The 16574-nt window shown below is 65.8% G+C and carries 15 protein-coding genes; 6 read left to right on the top strand and 9 right to left on the bottom strand.

Annotation, left to right across the window (positions count from 1 at the left end):
• Window positions 1–42: 42 nt before the first annotated feature.
• Window positions 43–2235 (top strand): ribonuclease R family protein, encoded by a 2193-nt coding sequence (locus tag ASG67_RS09525; RefSeq protein ID WP_056528798.1) that lies wholly within the window; start codon window positions 43–45, stop codon window positions 2233–2235.
• Window positions 2236–2250: 15 nt separating this feature from the next.
• Here ASG67_RS09525 and ASG67_RS09520 read toward each other — a convergent pair whose 3' ends face one another.
• The gene (locus tag ASG67_RS09520) at window positions 2251–4065 is read right to left on the bottom strand and encodes an ABC transporter transmembrane domain-containing protein (protein WP_056528795.1); all 1815 of its coding nucleotides are present in this window, start codon (window positions 4063–4065) and stop codon (window positions 2251–2253) included.
• A gap of 169 nt (window positions 4066–4234) precedes the next feature.
• Here ASG67_RS09520 and ASG67_RS09515 point away from each other — a divergent pair, with 169 nt between their 5' ends.
• Window positions 4235–5452, top strand: a complete 1218-nt coding sequence (locus tag ASG67_RS09515; RefSeq protein WP_056528792.1) for a polyhydroxyalkanoate depolymerase — start codon at window positions 4235–4237, stop codon at window positions 5450–5452.
• 64 nt (window positions 5453–5516) lie between these two features.
• Here the strand turns inward: ASG67_RS09515 and ASG67_RS09510 are convergent, their stop codons facing one another.
• From ASG67_RS09510 to ASG67_RS09495, 4 genes are all read right to left on the bottom strand, one after another.
• Window positions 5517–5999, bottom strand: a complete 483-nt coding sequence (locus ASG67_RS09510) for a pyridoxamine 5'-phosphate oxidase family protein (protein WP_056528789.1) — start codon at window positions 5997–5999, stop codon at window positions 5517–5519.
• A gap of 67 nt (window positions 6000–6066) precedes the next feature.
• Window positions 6067–7245 carry an acetyl-CoA C-acyltransferase gene (locus ASG67_RS09505; protein WP_056528786.1) on the bottom strand — a complete coding sequence of 393 codons (1179 nt, stop codon included), beginning with the start codon at window positions 7243–7245 and terminating at the stop codon, window positions 6067–6069.
• 55 nt (window positions 7246–7300) lie between these two features.
• Complete coding sequence (locus ASG67_RS09500; RefSeq protein WP_056528782.1) at window positions 7301–7756, bottom strand: MaoC family dehydratase; 456 nt, start codon at window positions 7754–7756, stop codon at window positions 7301–7303.
• Window positions 7757–7974: 218 nt separating this feature from the next.
• Window positions 7975–8721: an AcvB/VirJ family lysyl-phosphatidylglycerol hydrolase gene (locus ASG67_RS09495; protein WP_056528779.1), complete on the bottom strand. Its 747-nt coding sequence runs from the start codon at window positions 8719–8721 to the stop codon at window positions 7975–7977.
• A 129-nt stretch (window positions 8722–8850) separates the two neighbouring features.
• Here ASG67_RS09495 and ASG67_RS18840 point away from each other — a divergent pair, with 129 nt between their 5' ends.
• On the top strand, window positions 8851–9477 hold the full coding sequence (locus ASG67_RS18840; protein WP_156460723.1) for a hypothetical protein: 627 nt from the start codon (window positions 8851–8853) through the stop codon (window positions 9475–9477).
• A 316-nt stretch (window positions 9478–9793) separates the two neighbouring features.
• Here the strand turns inward: ASG67_RS18840 and ASG67_RS09485 are convergent, their stop codons facing one another.
• The 4 genes from ASG67_RS09485 to hppD form a co-directional block, all read right to left on the bottom strand.
• Window positions 9794–10228 carry a Rieske (2Fe-2S) protein gene (locus tag ASG67_RS09485; protein ID WP_056528774.1) on the bottom strand — a complete coding sequence of 145 codons (435 nt, stop codon included), beginning with the start codon at window positions 10226–10228 and terminating at the stop codon, window positions 9794–9796.
• Complete coding sequence (maiA, locus tag ASG67_RS09480; RefSeq protein ID WP_056528771.1) at window positions 10225–10860, bottom strand: maleylacetoacetate isomerase; 636 nt, start codon at window positions 10858–10860, stop codon at window positions 10225–10227. The genes ASG67_RS09485 and maiA overlap by 4 nt, the downstream gene beginning before the upstream one ends.
• Window positions 10857–12146 carry a homogentisate 1,2-dioxygenase gene (gene hmgA, locus ASG67_RS09475; protein ID WP_056528768.1) on the bottom strand — a complete coding sequence of 430 codons (1290 nt, stop codon included), beginning with the start codon at window positions 12144–12146 and terminating at the stop codon, window positions 10857–10859. The genes maiA and hmgA overlap by 4 nt, the downstream gene beginning before the upstream one ends.
• A gap of 123 nt (window positions 12147–12269) precedes the next feature.
• The gene (gene hppD, locus ASG67_RS09470) at window positions 12270–13352 is read right to left on the bottom strand and encodes a 4-hydroxyphenylpyruvate dioxygenase (protein ID WP_235535134.1); all 1083 of its coding nucleotides are present in this window, start codon (window positions 13350–13352) and stop codon (window positions 12270–12272) included.
• 70 nt (window positions 13353–13422) lie between these two features.
• On the opposite strand from hppD, the gene ASG67_RS09465 reads away from it, so the two are divergent.
• The 3 genes from ASG67_RS09465 to ASG67_RS09455 are packed head-to-tail and all read left to right on the top strand — an operon-like array spanning window position 13423 to window position 16574.
• The gene (locus tag ASG67_RS09465) at window positions 13423–13896 is read left to right on the top strand and encodes a MarR family winged helix-turn-helix transcriptional regulator (RefSeq protein WP_056529236.1); all 474 of its coding nucleotides are present in this window, start codon (window positions 13423–13425) and stop codon (window positions 13894–13896) included.
• A 51-nt stretch (window positions 13897–13947) separates the two neighbouring features.
• Window positions 13948–16044: a malate synthase G gene (locus tag ASG67_RS09460; RefSeq protein ID WP_056529233.1), complete on the top strand. Its 2097-nt coding sequence runs from the start codon at window positions 13948–13950 to the stop codon at window positions 16042–16044.
• Complete coding sequence (locus ASG67_RS09455; protein WP_056528762.1) at window positions 16044–16574, top strand: gamma carbonic anhydrase family protein; 531 nt, start codon at window positions 16044–16046, stop codon at window positions 16572–16574. The genes ASG67_RS09460 and ASG67_RS09455 overlap by 1 nt, the downstream gene beginning before the upstream one ends.

Here is a 16574-nt window from a genome sequence, read left to right as displayed (position 1 = left end):
TGGCGGGGTGACGCGGTCGCCCGGGGCGCCTATCTCCCGTCGATGCAACGACCCATTTCCGGCCTGCCCACGCGCGCGCAGATTTTAGACTTCATCCAGAAATCGGGCAGCCTGGCGGGCAAGCGCGAGATCGCGCGCGCCTTTGGCCTGACCGCGCAGGGCAAGATCGCGTTGAAGGCGTTGTTGAAGGACATGGCGGACGAGGGGCTGATCGACAGCGCCCCCGGCCGGTCATTCCACAAGATGGGCGGGTTGCCGAAGGTGACGGTGCTGCGCGTCGCCGATGTCGATGATGGCGGCAATGTGTGGGCGGTGCCGGAGGTATGGCAGGCCGAGACGCCGCCGCCGCGCCTGCGGGTGCGCGAGCGGAAACGCGGCGAGCTGGGTATCGGTCAGCGGGTGCTGGCCCGGACCGAGGAAGCCGGATCGGGATGGATCGCGCATCCGCTGAAAGTATTGGCGCGGGCATCGGAACAGGTGCTGGGCGTGCTGCGCGAAGAAGCCGGCCGGTTCTGGCTGACCGGTGTCGAAAAGAAGGAACGGCGCGAATTCGCGGTGTCCGACACCGGCGACGCGGCGGCTGGCGATCTGGTGATGTGCGAGATGGCCGGACGACCGCCGAAGGTGACGGTGCGCGTGGTCGAGCGGCTGGGGGACCCGTTCGCGCCGCGATCCTTTTCGATGATTGCGATCCACAAGCTGGGCATCCCCGACGTGTTCGCAGAGGAAACGCTGGAAGAGGCCGAAGAGGTTGCGCGCCTGTCCCTTGGCGACGATCGCGAGGATTTGCGTCACTTGCCGATCGTCGCGATCGATCCGGCGGATGCGCGCGATCATGACGATGCGGTATGGGCGGCGCCCGATGACGATCCGGCCAACCCCGGCGGGTGGCAGGCGGTAGTCGCGATCGCCGATGTCAGTTTCTATGTCCGACCCGGCAGCGCGCTGGACAAAGAAGCGCGGTCGCGTGGCAACTCAGTATATTTCCCCGATCAGGTCGTGCCGATGCTGCCGGAAATCCTGTCAGCGCATGTCTGTTCGCTGAAGGAGGGCGAGGATCGCGCGGCGCTGGCGTGTCACCTGCAGATCACGTCGGCGGGCGTGTTGAAGGGATGGCGCTTCACCCGTGCGCTGGTCCGGATCGCGGCGAACATCGCGTATGAGGATGCGCAGGCGACGATCGATGCCGGTGACGGGCCGATGATCGACGCGCTGAAGCCGTTATGGGCGTGCTGGGGAGCGCTGGCCAAGGCGCGGGATGCGCGGGAGCCACTGGACCTCGATTTGCCCGAACGGCGTGTGGTGCTGGACGAGAAGGGCCGCATCCTGTCGGTCGCGGCGCGCGAGCGGCTGGATGCCCATCGTCTGATCGAGGATTATATGATCGCCGCGAACGTGGCGGCGGCCAAGGCGCTGGAGGCGAAGAAGTCGCCGTGCATGTACCGCGTACATCAGGCGCCGAGCCGCGAGAAGCTGGTTGCGTTGAAGGATTATCTGGAGACGTTCGACGTACCCTTCGCGCTGGGACAGGTGGTGAAGCCATCGACGTTCAACCGCATCATCGACCGGATCGGTGATGCCGATTTCCGGCCGCAGGTGATGGAACAGATACTGCGCAGCCAGACCCAGGCCTATTACGCGCCGGCCAATCACGGGCATTTCGGCCTGTCGCTGGGCAGCTATGCGCACTTCACGTCGCCGATCCGCCGCTATGCCGATCTGGTCGTCCATCGTGCGCTGGTCGCGGCGTACAAGCTGGGGCCGGGCGGGTTGCTGCCCGACGAGGGTGAGATGGAGCGGATCGGCGAGGGGGTCAGCCGGCTGGAACGCCGGGCCATGGAGGCGGAGCGCGATACGGTCGACCGCTATGTCGCCGCCTATCTGGCCGAGCATGTCGGCGAGGAGGTGGAGGCGCGGATCACCGGCGTGCAGAATTACGGGTTCTTCGCGACGGTCGACGGCGTCGGCGGTGACGGGCTGATGCCGGTGCGCGATCTGGGCGGCGAATATTATCGCTTCGACGAGGCGGCGCGGACGCTGACCGGCGAGACCAGCGGCGATGTGTTCGCGCTGGGCCGGCGGGTGCGGTTGCGACTGGCGGAGGCGAACCCGGTGTCGGGGGCGCTGCGGTTCGAACTGCCCGGCGGCAAGGGCGCGCCGCCAAGCCGCGCGCCACGGGTGTTGAAGCGGCGGGGGCGGCCGGCGAACATCCGCCATCAGGGCAAGCGGCGGTAGCGTTGGCCTTGGAGCTTACGCCGCCTCGTTGAATTGCAGGCTCGCCAGCCGCGCGTAGAGACCGCTGCGCGCCATCAGCGTCGCATGGTTGCCCTGTTCCACGATCCGCCCCTCGTCCATCACGACGATGCGGCTGGCGGCGCGGACGGTGGCAAGGCGGTGGGCGATGACCAGCGTGGTGCGATGTTCCATCAGCCGTTCGAGCGCCTGTTGCACCAGCCGCTCGCTCTCGGCATCGAGCGCGCTCGTCGCCTCGTCCAGCAGCAGGATCGGTGCATCGCGCAGCAGGGCGCGGGCGATGGTGAGGCGCTGGCGCTGGCCACCGGACAGGCGCGCGCCGCCCTCGCCCAGATAGGTGTCGAGGCCGTCGGGCAGGCGACGCAGGAACGCGGCGGCGTTGGCGGCCTCGGCGGTGGCCCACAGCTCGTCGTCGGTCGCGTCCCAGCGCCCGTAGCGCAGGTTGTCGCGGGCGGAGGCGGCGAAGATCACCGTCTCCTGCGGCACCATCGCGATGCGGGCGCGCAGATCGGCGGGATCGGCATCGGTCAGCGCCACGCCGTCCACCGATATGCGACCACCCTCCGGATCGTAGAAGCGTTCGGCGAGCTGGAAGATGGTGGACTTGCCGGCCCCGGACGGGCCGACCAATGCCACGGTCTCGCCGGGCGCGACGTCCAGCGAGAAGCTGTCGAGGGCGGCGATTTCGGGTCGGGTGGGGTAGCGGAAATGCACGTCCTCGAACCGGATCGCGCCGCGCGCGGGTGTGGGCAGCGGGACGGGGCGGGCGGGGGCGGCGATCTCCGGCACCTCGCGCGCCAGTTCGGACAGGCGGCTGGCGGCACCGGCGCCGCGCAACAGGTCGCCATAGACTTCGGTCAACGCGCCAAACGCGCCGGCGACGATCCCCCCGGTCAGGACAAAGGCGGCGATGGCGCCGCCGCTCAGTCGCCCGGCCGCGACATCGACCGCGCCTTCCCACAGGACGAGGGTGATCGATCCGAACACGAGGCCGATGACGATCGCGGTCATGATCGCCCGGAGCGCGTTACGCTTTCGCGCCGCCGTGAAGGTGGCCTCGACCGCGACACCGAAGCGGGTTGCTTCGCGGGGTTCCTGGCCGAACGCCTGCACGATCCGCATCGCGCCCAGCACCTCGGTGGTGATCGATCCGACCTCTGCCACGCGGTCCTGCGAGGTGCGCGAATAGCCGCGCACACGTTTGCCCAGCAACGTCATCGGCAGGATGATGACGGGGATGCCGATCATCAACATGCCCGCCAGTTTGGGCGAGATGACGAACAGGTAGATCAGGCCGCCGATCCCGGTGAACACGTTGCGCAGCGCGATCGACACGGTGCTGCCGACAATCATCTCGATCAGCGCAGTATCCGATGTCAGGCGCGAGGCGATTTCGGAGGGGCGGTTCTCCTCGAAGAAGCGCGGGCTGAGGCGGAGCAGATGGCGCTGCACTTCGGTCCGGATGTCCGCGACGACGCGCTCGCCCAGCCACGACACGAAGTAGAACCGGATCGCGGTGGCGATGGCCAGCACGACCACGATCAACAGCAGATAATGGAAGGACGAGGCGAACGAGGTGTTCGAGCCGCTGACGAAACCGCGATCGATCACCCGCTTGAACCCGTAAGGGATGCCGATCGTCGCGGCGGATGTGGTCAGCAGGGCGATGCCGGCGATCGCGATGCGGCCGGGATAGCTGGCCGCATGTCTCCACACCATCGCAAGATCGCCGAGACGCTTGCGCGTTTCGGGCGCCTCGTCGGTGGTGATGCCGGGGGCGGCAACGGTCGGCGGAGTATTGGATGTCGCCATAGCCAGCGCGTAGCAGTGTGGCCGGCCATGCTCAACGGGGATGGGTGCAACGCAAAACATGAAACGGGATTGGAACGTGATTTGTGTCCCGATCATACTAGGGTAATGTTGCCATGCAGCGTATTTGCGTTACGAACTCGGCAACCTATCTAGGGCTAAAGGATACCCGATGCTCTATCACGCCTATGAAATGCAGCGTTCCATGTTGGCCGGCGCCAGTGCGATGGCCAATTTCGGAGCGGAGTGGTTCCAGAATCCGGCAAACCCGTTTTCCTATATGGGCGGCGGGTCGATCGTCGGATCGGCGCTGGAAGTGTTCGCTCATGCAGCGGCGCCGCGGGGAAAGCCAGCCTTTGGCTTCACGCGTACCGAAATCGACGGACGCGACGTGCCGATCGTCGAAGAGATTCTGCTGCGCAAGCCGTTCGGGCAGCTTAAGCGCTTTCGCCGTGATGGCGTCGAGGGCGGCCCCAAGCTGCTGATCGTCGCGCCGATGTCCGGCCATTACGCGACGTTGTTGCGCGGGACGGTGGAACGGATGTTGCCGTTCGCCGACGTCCACATCACCGACTGGCGCGATGCGAAGCTGGTGCCGATGACCGACGGGCGCTTCGATCTGGACGATTATGTCGATTATCTGGTCGAGTTCCTGGAGCTGATGGGTCCGGGATCGCATGTGCTGGCGGTCTGTCAGCCATCGGTGCCGGCCTATGCCGCCGCCGCGGTGATGAGCGCCGACAAGAATCCTTGCCGGCCAAAGACGCTGACGCTGATGGGTGGACCGGTCGACACGCGCGAGGCGCCGACTGCGGTGAACACGCTGGCGACTAAGCGGCCGCATGCGTGGTTCGAGCAGAACGTGATCGTCGAGGTGCCGGTGCAATATCCCGGTGCGCGACGCCGGGTCTACCCGGGCTTCCTGCAGCTTGCCGGCTTCATGTCGATGAATCTGGGCAACCACATGATCAGCCACTGGGGCATGTTCAAGCATCTGGTGCAGGGCGACGGTGAGGGCGCGACATCGACCAAGGATTTCTACGACGAGTATCGGTCGGTCTGCGATATGACGGCCGAATTCTATCTCCAGACCATCGACGTCGTGTTTCAGACGCATGCGCTGCCAAAAGGTGAGTATATTCATCGGGGCAAGCGCGTCGATCCGGCCGCGATCACCGATATCGGATTGCTGGCGATCGAGGGCGAGCGCGACGATATCTCGGGGCTGGGCCAGACGAAGGCGGCGCTGACGCTGGCGACTGCGCTGCCCGACGACAAGAAGCAGTATTTGATGGCCGAAGGCGTCGGCCATTACGGCATCTTCAACGGCTCCAAGTGGCGCGACCGGATCGCGCCGGTGGTGGAGCAGTGGATCACTGCGAACAGCTGATCCTCATTTGATACGAAAAAGGCGGCGGTCCGGGGACCGCCGCCTTTCTTAGCGTCATATTCGATCACGCGATCGAGTTGACCTTGGCATGGCTCGACGATTCATCAGGTGAAATCGTCCCGCCGAACAACATCTTGATTCGGCCAGAGATCGCCACGTCGGTTTCCCACAATTCGGCCGAGCTGACGTCGAAACGCAGCAGGGCGAGATTGGGATCGGATTTACCCTGCGGGAACCATGCCTCGACGGCATTGTCCCACAGCTTGTCGATCTGGGCGCGGTCATTATCCTGACTGACCGTGCCGGCGAGGCAGGCGAAGAAGTCGTGACCCTTGCCGACGAACTGCACCATCGCATCGCCGCCGCCAGCCGCGCGATTGTCCTTACCGGCGAAGATGAACAGCGTGTTCGGCTGATCGTCGTCGAGGCGGACATACATCGGTTCGGAATGCCGACCGTTGGTCAGACCCAGCATGACGTACGGACTGGCCTTTACCTTCTCGATGAACTTGGCGGCGATTTCCTGTGGATTGTCGTGGTCGGCCATGTCGGTGCTCTCCTTGATGGGGTTGTCGGAAGAACGAGGAGAGCGACCGTTGGTTGCTCCGCCTGCGTCAAAGCACCTCGAACAGGCCGGCCGCACCCATGCCGCCGCCGACGCACATCGTCACGACGACATACTTGGCGCCGCGGCGCTTGCCCTCAATCAGGGCGTGTCCGGTCATGCGGGCGCCGGACATGCCATAAGGGTGGCCGATCGAGATCGCGCCGCCATCGACATTGAGGAGGTCATTGGGGATGCCGAGCTTGTCGCGGCAATACAGTACCTGCACCGCGAACGCCTCGTTCAGCTCCCACAGGCCGATATCGTCCATGGTCAGGCCGTTGCGGGCGAGCAGCTTGGGAATGGCGAAGACCGGGCCGATGCCCATCTCGTCGGGTTCGGTGCCGGCGACGGCCATGCCGACATAACGGCCGAGCGGGGTCAGGCCGCGATGGGCGGCTTCCTCTTCGGTCATCAGCACACTGGCGGAGGCGCCGTCGGACAGTTGCGAGGCGTTGCCGGCGGTGATCGTGGCGTCTTCGCCGAGCACGGGCTTCAGCGAGGACAAGCCCGCCAGCGTGGTGTCGGCACGGTTGCCCTCGTCCTTGGTCAGCGTCACCTCCTGATGGGTGACCTCCTTGGTCTCCTTGTTGACGATGGCCATCGTCGCGGTGACGGGGACGATCTCGTCATCGAAACGACCGGCGGCCTGGGCGGCGGCGGTGCGCTGTTGCGACTGAAGGCTGTATTCGTCCATCTGGTCGCGGGTGATGCCGTAGCGCTTGGCGACGATCTCCGCCGTCTGGAGCATCGGCATGTAGATGTCCTTGTGCATCGCCAGCAGCTTGGGATCGGGGGCGATGTTCATCTTGGGCGTCTGGACGAGGCTGATGCTGTCGACGCCGCCGCCGATGGCGATGTCCATGCCGTCGACGATCACCTGCTTGGCGGCGGTGGCGATGGCCATCAGGCCGCTGGCGCACTGGCGGTCGACCGACATGCCCGAGACGGTGGTCGGCAGACCGGCGCGGAGCAGGCTGGTGCGGGCAATGTTGCCGGCCTGATGCCCCTGCTGAAGCGCGGCGCCCCAGACGACGTCATCGACCTCGCCGCCATCCAGCTTCGCGCGCTCCACCGCGGCCTTGATCGCGTGGGCGGCGAGGCTGGGCGAGGGGAGGTTGTTGAAGGCGCCGCGATAGGCGCGGCCGATGGGGGTGCGGGCGGTGGAGACGATGACGGCGGAACGCATGGTAGCTTCTCCTTCTTCACGCAGATGACCGCGTGACGATTATAGAAAGTGGTTGTTATACAAATACTTGTGAAATCCACTCGGCGACGAGGGCGGGTTTGTCCACGCCCTCTATCTCGACGGTGAATTGGGTGGATTGCTGATACTGGCCGGGGCGTTTTTCGACGAAGGATAGCGGCACGAAGCGGCCGCGGACGCGGGTGCCGGAGGGGACGGGCGTGAGGAAACGAACCTTGTCGCCGCCATAGTTGACGCCCATCCGCGCGCCCGACAGCCGGGGCATGTCGGTCTTCGCCATCAGCATCGGCATCAGTGACAGGGTGAGAAAACCGTGCGCGATGGTGCCGCCGAACGGCGTCAGCGCGGCGGCGGCGGGATCGACATGGATGAACTGGTGATCGCCGGTCGCCGCGGCGAAGCGGTCTATCATGTCCTGCGACACCTCCACCCAATCGGACACATATTCGGTGCCGATCGACTGTTGGATGGCATCGATGCCGGTCGTCGTCATGAGAAGCCGTTCATCCTCTGGCAGCGGGCTGGCCCCGATGAGCATTGGCACCCGAGAGTGCCTCGTCTCTCTAGAACGAGGGCTTGCCCGCCTGCAAGCCCAGCCGCACCGAAAGTTCGATTGCGACGCGTAACGTAGCGTCGAGTTGAGGTGTGGGACGCCGACAGAAACGGACCCGATCTTCTAAATCCCGTAACGGCGGTGATCCGCGTGGTGTATCAGCGGGTCCTGGCCGGCATGACGGCGTGGATCGCGGTGAGGACATGGGCGAGCAGGCCGTCCGCGTCGTGGTTGATGTTGTGGCCGCCGGGCATGGCGATGATCCGCGCGCCGGGCAGCTTCAGGCGGGGGCACAGGCTGTCGGTCTCCTCTGCACCATAAATGCAGGTGAGCGACGCCCAATCGAGCGTATCGGCGGTCGTGGTGGCGATGCTGTCGGGCTGGCCGTGATAGACGATACCCGATGGGTCGGCGCGATAGAACACGGTATCGCCGGGCAGGATCAGGATGATCGCGGCGACCCGCCGACGCAGATCGGCGGGCAGGTGGGCGAGGCCGGTCTGGACGACATCGGCGCCGTAGGACTGGCCGATGACGACAATCCGCGAGGCGCCGGTGCGGGCGAGACCGGTCCTGACCGCGTCGGCGATGATCGCGTCCACCTCGGCGGCGGAGCGGCGCTGGCGGAACAGGCCGGGGGACGAGATGCCGACGACCGGGAAGCCGCGCTCGGTCAGCCCGCGCGAGGTGGAGGCGCCGAGCAGGAAGCGCAGCCCCATGTCGCCGGAGACGTTGACGACGGCGATCTGCTGAGGCCGGCCGACCGCCGGATAGACATACACCGGGTCACGATCGAAATACCCCGCCGCGCCGGCGAAGGCGATGAAGATGGCGCTGATGACGCCGGTGACCCAGGCACCGCGGCGCAGGCGGCGGGTGCGCTTCGACAGGGATGCGTTATTCATGGGTGCGGCGTTTGCGCCTGGCAGGGTGGGTTAGGCAATGCTGGTTCTATTGGCGCTCGCGCGTTGATTAGGGGTGTTCAAGCGAAGGCGCCAAGGCGGGAGGAGAGTTCACGCGGAGGTCTGTTATACATGCGCGACTCACGCAAATATCGAATTCGCGCGGCGCACAAATGCATGGATGTCCCAGTTAATCGGTTACATCAAAAAGGATCTGCGGTGATGCTGGTTAAAATATTAGCATACTCGGCATTGCTGCTTTCTTCGACAAATCCGCTTCAGGCCAAGGGGGCGGTACGCGCAGCTTATAGTTGGGGCAAACCAGGCGTTTTCCGTTCGGATTACGATGCCGATGCCGTTTCTTGTAGTTTGAGGTCCGCTGCCCGCGATGTTGCAGCAGACAAGGAATCTAAATCGTGTGTCCAGGGCTTTGAAGCGCTCGAGAGAGAAAATAACATGCCGCCCATGGCACGGACGATCGATGACGAGGGGCTTATTGCCCAATCTAACCGGAACGTGTTGCTGAGGCGAATGTACAGACCCGATCGTGAAGTGGATGCACTACAGAGCAAGCTACAGGGCGAGACGGAGGAATGCTTGATATCACGTGGATACACCCGTTTCCTGTTGTCTCATGACCAATCCAGGAAACTAAAGGCCTTCCGGATCGGATCGTTAGAGCGTCGTGATTTTCTCTATAGTCTTGGCAGCGATGCCGCCATCGTGGTGGCGCAACGCGCGAAGGCGGGCGACCACTGATGCGGGCGGTTGTCGGACGCTAGCATTACATGCGCTTCTAGCCTTTTTTGGTGAAAGCGCTCAGAGTTCACGCTTTCCCGATCGACCATCCTTTTCCAGACCGGCGATCTAACTCGCTGGTATCAAGAGGCGGTTCAGCGCAGGCTGCGACACCGGTTCAGGTTGACTGGAAGCAACATCTAGCGTCACGATCGGATGGTGAGTCATCGGGCGATCTGCTCGACGTGATATGTCTCCGTGTACCCGCCTCTCCGCGTAAAACATCTTCTCCGCTTCGCATCTTCGCGTGAGCATCACCGGTGTTCCGGGTCTGTCCTCATCCTTCGCCGCCTTTGGCGGCTTTTCCCTCTCCCGGTGGGAGAGGGGTTGCGGCGGCGGTGGTCAGGTCGCCGTTTATCACCTCGACCGGCCATGGGGTCAGGTGCTGGCCGATGCAGGGGCCGCCGATGCAGCGGCCGGTGTCGATGGTGAAGAGCGCGCCGTGGAAGCTGCAGGCGATCAGGGTGCTGTCGGGGCTGAGATAGTCGTCCAGTTTCTGCGCGAGGGAGACGCCGGCGTGGGGGCAGCGATCGACATAGCCGTGGACGTGGTCGCCGTGGCGGACGACGAAGCCATGAAAGCGGCCGGCGCGCATCTGGACGACGATGCTGCGGGCCTTGCCGTCGGCGACCATGGCGAGGGGGCCGAGACGCAGGCCGGGCGGGGTGGCGAACAGGCGCTGGCTGGACGGGGCGGGGGTGGCTTCGCTCATGCGTCGGCGTCGGGCTGGCGATCGGGGTGGGCGGCGGCCACGGGGTGGAGCGCGCGGGCGTTGGCGGCGGCGGCGGTCAGGTGCGGATAGGGGGTGAGATCGACCGCGAACCGCTCGGCGGCATAGACTTGGGGGACGAGGTGGCAGTCGGCGAGGGTCGGGATGGCGCCATAAGCGAAGCCGTCACCGTGGCGGCCGATCTGCGTTTCCAAAGCCTCGAAACCGGCGCCGATCCACGTGGCGATCCATGCCGTCACCTGTGCCTCGGTGGCGGCAAGGTCGCGGCGGAGGGTGGTGAGGACGCGCAGATTGTTGATCGGGTGGATGTCGCAGGCGATGGTCGCCGCCATGCCGCGCACGATGGCGCGGGCGGTGGGGTCGGCGGGGAGCAGCGGCGGCGCGGGATGCGTCTCCTCCAGCCATTCGAGGATCGCCGGGCTTTGCGTCAGGATAGCGTCACCGGTGTCGAGCGCGGGGACGAGGCCCTGTGGCGCGATCCGGCGATAGGCGTCGGCGCGTTGGGCGCCAGTGCGCAGGTCGTGGGTGATCTGATCGTACGCCAGCCCCTTCAGGTTCAGCGCGATGCGGACGCGATAGGACGTGGTGGAGCGCCAATAGCCGTGGAGGGTCATTGCGGCAGTTGTGCCTTCGCGAACCCCCGCCATACGTCGTCGTAATCGAGCTGCATCGTCGGCGTCTCGCTGGCCCAGCGGGTCGGGCGGACGGGGAAGCGGGTTTCGACCATGAACGCCATGGTGTCGGTGATCTTCACCGGTTTCAGGTCGGCGGCGACGGCCTTTTCGTAGCTGGCCTGATCGGGGCCGTGGCCGTTCATCTGGTTGTGCAAGGACGCGCCGCCGGGGGCGAAGCCGCCTTCCTTGGCATCATAAGCGCCGGTGATGAGGCCCATGAATTCGCTCATGACGTTGCGGTGGAACCATGGCGGCCGGAACGTGCCCTCGGCCACCATCCAGCGCGGCGGGAAGATCACGACGTCGCAATTGGCAGTGCCGGGCGTGTCGCTGGGGCTGGTCAAGACGGTGAAGATCGACGGATCGGGATGGTCGAAGCTGACGGTGTTGATCGTGTTGAAGCGCGCGAGGTCATAACGGCAGGGGGCGAGGTTGCCATGCCACGCGACGACGTCGAACGGGCTGTGGTCGAGCGTCGTGGCCCAGAGGCTGCCCTGATATTTCTGGATGATCCGATGAGGGCGGTCGTCATCCTCGAAACGGGCGACGGGGGTCTCGAAATCACGCGGGTTGGCGAGGCCGTTGGCGCCGATCGGGCCGAGATCGGGCAAGCGGAACAGCGCACCGTAATTCTCGCAGACATAACCGCGCGCTGGGCCATCGAGCAGTTCGACGCGGAAACGGATGCCGCGCGGGATCAGCGCGATCTGGAGCGGGGCGACTTCGAGGCGGCCGAGTTCGGTGTCGATCAGCAGGCTGCCCTGCTGCGGGACGATCAGCAGCTCGCCATCGGCGGAGAAGAAGGCGCGATCGACCATGTCGGCGGTGGCGGCATAGAGGTGGATGCCGACGCCCGTGCCCGTGCCGATATCGCCATTGCCGCCATAGGTGACGAGGCCGTCGACGAAATCGGTCGCTTCGGTGGGGAAGGGCAGCGGATCCCAGCGAAGGCGGTTGGGGCTGGGGGGGGCATCGGCGAAGGGGGCGGATTTGAGGTGCTGGGCGCCTTCATAGGGGGTAAAGGCGGGGTGGTTGGCGGTGGGGCGCAGGCGGTAGAGCCAGCTGCGGCGGTTCTCGGCGCGCGGCGCAGTAAAGGCGGTGCCGGAGAGCTGCTCGGCGTAGAGGCCGAAGGGCGTGTGCTGGGGGGAATTACGGCCGATCGGAAGCGCGCCGGGGACGGCCTCGGTCGCGTGGTGGTTGGCGAAGCCGGGTTGGTAGTGGGTCATGTTGGTTGCTCTCCGTCTTTCCACCCGCCGGCGCGTCAGACGCGACAAAGCCGCGCCTTATGCGCCGGCTTTGTCGCGCTGGCCGGGCGCGGGCCGCACCTTCGTGCGGCGTTCGGCCGACGCTTAGGCGTCGACTGTCACCACGCCGCGCCGGATCTGATCCAGCTCGATACTTTCATACAACGCCTGAAAATTCCCGTTCCCGAAACCCTCGTTGCCCTTGCGCTGGATGATTTCGAAGAAGATCGGCCCTACCATCGTCTCGGTGAAGATCTGCAACAACAGGCCCTCTTCGCCAACATTGCCGTCGATCAGGATGCGGTTGGCGCGGAGGCGTTCCAGGTCTTCGCCGTGGTTCGGGACGCGCTTGTCGACCAGTTCGTAATAGGTTTCGATCGTGTCCTGCAACTTCACGCCGCGGGCGCGGAGTTTTTCGACGGTGGTGTAGATGTCGGGGGTGGTGAGGGCGAGATGCTGGATGCCCTCGCCATTGTAATCGCGGATGAATTCCTCGATCTGGCTCTTGTCGTCCTGGCTCTCGTTCAGGGGGATGCGGATCGCGCGGTCCGGGGCGATCATGGCCTGGCTGAACAGGCCGGTCGCCTTGCCCTTGATGTCGAAATACTTCTGTTCCTCGAAACCGAAGATCTGGCCGTAGAAGGTAGACCATGTCCGCATCTGGCCGCGACGCACATTGTGGGTCAGGTGGTCGAGCAGGTCGAGACCGACATTGTTGGCGGCCTCTGCCTCGGCCGCGCCGGGAATCTGGTCCCAGTCGTCATAGAGCGAGCCGGCGCCGCCGTGGCGATCGACCAGATAGAGCATCGATCCGCCGATCCCCTCCAGCGCATAACCGCTGCCCAGCGCGCCGGTGGCGGCGTCGGCGGACTTGGCGCCGCGCGCGATGGCGGCGTCATAGGCGGCTTTGGCGTCGTGGACGCGGAAGGCCATGCCGCTGGCCGAGGGGCCGTGCGCCGTGCGGAAATCAGCAGCGTGGCCGGTGTCCATGCGGTTCAGGAGCAGGTTGATGCGGCCCTGCTTGTACCGGGTGACGGCGCGCGTCGGATGGGTGGCGGCGGCGGTGAAGCCCAGCGCCTCGAACTGCGCGCCCAGCGCGTCGGGATCGGGCGAGGTGAATTCGGCGAATTCGAACCCGTCGAGACCCATCGGGTTGACGTCCATATGCTCCATGATCGGCATCCTCATCGCAAATTTCGTATCGATTGATACCAATTTGGGCCGTTGCCGGGATAGTGTCAATCGTTACTATCGCCTAATGACCACGCTCGCGCTCGACGATTTCATTCCGTACCGGCTGTCGTTCACCTCCAATCTGGTGAGCGACACGATCGCGCGGACCTATGAGGCGCTGTTCGGGCTCACGATCCCGGAATGGCGGCTGGTGGCGGTGGTCGCCGAGACCGGCGGGATCACACAGGCCGAGATCGGCGCGCGGACGCGGATGGATAAGGTGACGGTCAGCCGCGCGGCGATCGCGCTGGTCGATCGCGGGTTGCTGGCGCGGGTGGCCAACCCGCAGGACCGGCGGTCACACCTGCTGTCGCTGACGGCGGCGGGGGAGACGCTATATGCGGCGGTAGCGCCCAAGGCGATCGATCTGGAGCGGCGGATCTTCGCCAGCTTTCCGGCGGACGAGGTCGCCGGGTTCGTAGCGATGCTGCGGCGGATCGATGCGGTGACGTTGGCCTTGGCGAGCGATCGGCCGGGGGTCGATGGGCCTATTGGATAGCGGCGATGCTCGGCTATGATCGCGGAAAAATCATGGGCGGGGAAATGGACGATGGCGGAGTTCGAGCAGCGGGCCGGGTTGAGCGTCGCGGCGCCACTGGTGGCGTTTTTGGAAGAGCGTGCGTTGCCGGGGACGGGGATCGCGCCGGCTGATTTCTGGGCGGGGATGGCGGCGGTCTATGCGCGGTTCGCGCCGGAGAATGCGCGGCTGCTGGCGGTGCGGGATGCCATGCAGGCGCAGCTTGATGCGTGGCACGGCGCGCGGGCGGGCGCAGCGGTCGATCAGGGTGAGTATCAGGCGTTCCTGCGGTCGATCGGCTATCTGGTCGACGAGCCGGCGCCTTTCATGATCGATCCGGCCAATGTCGATGCCGAAGTCGCGACGCTGGCGGGGCCGCAACTGGTGGTTCCGATCCTGAATGCGCGTTTCCTGTTGAACGCGGCGAATGCGCGCTGGGGCAGCCTGTACGATGCGCTGTACGGGACGGATGCAATTCCGGGCCACGCGGCGGGCGGCGGGTATGACGCGGCGCGCGGGGAGGCGGTGATCGCGTGGGCGCGGGACTTTCTGGACCGGGCGGTGCCGCTGGCCGAAGGGACTTGGCGCGACTGGAAGGGGGAAGCGCCGGTGCTGGCCGACCCGGCGCAACTGGTCGGTCGGGCTGGCGCGAACTGGCTGCTGCGCCATCATGGGCTGCATATTGAATTGGTGATCGACGCCGCGCATCCGATCGGGCGCGACGATGCAGCGGGGCTGGCGGATGTCGTGCTGGAATCGGCGCTGAGCACGATTGCCGATCTGGAGGATTCAGTGGCGGCGGTGGATGCCGACGACAAGGTCGCGGCATATGACAATTGGCTGGGGCTGATGACGGGGACGCTGGCGGCGTCGTTCGACAAGGGCGGGCAGACGGTGGAGCGGCGGCTGGCGGCGGACCGCGACTATGTCGCGCCGGACGGCACGGGCTTCACGCTGCCGGGGCGCAGCCTGATGTTCGTGCGCAATGTCGGGCATCTGATGACGACGCCGGCGGTGCGCCTGCCCGACGGGAGCGAGGCGCCGGAGGGGATATTGGATGCGATCGTCACCAGCCTGATCGGGCTGCATGACGTGAACGGCGCGCGGCAGAACAGCCGGACGGGATCGATCTATATCGTGAAGCCCAAGATGCACGGGCCGGAAGAAGCCGCGTTCACCGACCGGCTGTTCGACGCGGTCGAGGATATGCTGGGGCTGGCGCGGCACACGATCAAGGTCGGAGTGATGGACGAGGAGCGGCGGACGTCGGCCAATCTGGCGGCGTGCATCGCGGCGGTGCGGCACCGGTTGGTGTTCATCAACACCGGCTTCCTCGATCGCACCGGCGACGAGATGCACAGCGCGATGCGGGCCGGACCGATGATCCGCAAGGGCGAGATGAAGGGGGCGGCGTGGATCGGCGCGTATGAGGATCGCAACGTGCAGATCGGGCTGGCGTGCGGCCTGAGCGGGCGGGCGCAGATCGGCAAGGGCATGTGGGCGGCGCCCGACCGGATGGCGGACATGCTGGCACAGAAGGTCGCGCATCCGATGACCGGCGCATCCACCGCCTGGGTGCCGTCTCCCACCGCGGCGACGCTGCACGCGACGCATTATCATGATGTCGATGTGCAGACGCGACAGGCGGCGCGGGCGGGGGAGATGCCGGCGTCGTTGGATGCGTTGCTGACGGTGCCGGTTGCGGCGGGGCGGAACTGGCGGCCGGACGAGGTGCGCGAGGAATTGGAGAATAATGCGCAGGGCATCCTGGGCTATGTGGTGCGCTGGGTCGATCAGGGGGTGGGGTGTTCCAAGGTGCCTGACATTCATGATGTCGGGCTGATGGAGGACCGCGCGACGCTGCGCATCTCATCGCAGCATATGGCCAACTGGCTGCTCCACGGGGTGGCGACGGCGGATGAGGCGGAGGGCGCCCTTCGGCGGATGGCGGCAAAGGTCGATGCACAGAATGCGGGCGATCCGCTGTACCGGCCGATGGCGGGGCGGGAGGACACCAGCCTGGCGTTCCAGGCGGCGCGGGCGCTGGTGTTCGAGGGGCTGGGCCAGCCCAATGGCTATACGGAGCCGCTGCTGCACCAATATCGCCTGCGGGTGAAGGAGGCGCGCTGATGGCCGTGTATGCGATCGACGGGAAACGCCCCAGATTGCCGGCGGATGGATCGGCATGGATCGCGCCCTCGGCCGACCTGATCGGCGAGGTGGTGCTGGGCCGCGATGTCGGCGTGTGGTTCGGCGCGGTGATCCGGGCGGACAATACCGCCATCACCGTGGGTGACGGCACCAATGTGCAGGAGGGGGTGATGATGCACTCCGATCCTGGTTATCCGCTTACCGTGGGGCGGGGTTGCACGATCGGGCATCACGCGATCCTGCATGGCTGTGCCATCGGCGACGATGTGCTGGTGGGCATGGGTGCGACGGTGCTGAACGGCGCGACGATCGGCGACGGCTGCCTGATCGGCGCGGGGGCGCTGGTGACGGAGGGGAAGGACTTCCCGGCGGGCAGCCTGATCGTCGGGTCGCCGGCACGGGCGGTGCGGACGTTGCCACCCGAAGCGATCGAGAAACTGCGCCTTTCGGCAGCGCATTACGTCGCGCGGGCGAAGGCGTATGCGGCGGGCTTGGAACGGATCGGGTGA

Origin of the sequence: Sphingomonas sp. Leaf339 (assembly GCF_001426195.1) — a bacterium.
Classification (GTDB): Bacteria; Pseudomonadota; Alphaproteobacteria; order Sphingomonadales; family Sphingomonadaceae; genus Sphingomonas.
The sequence above is the reverse complement of the archived record's forward strand: the minus strand, read 5'-3'. Positions and strand labels throughout refer to the sequence as shown.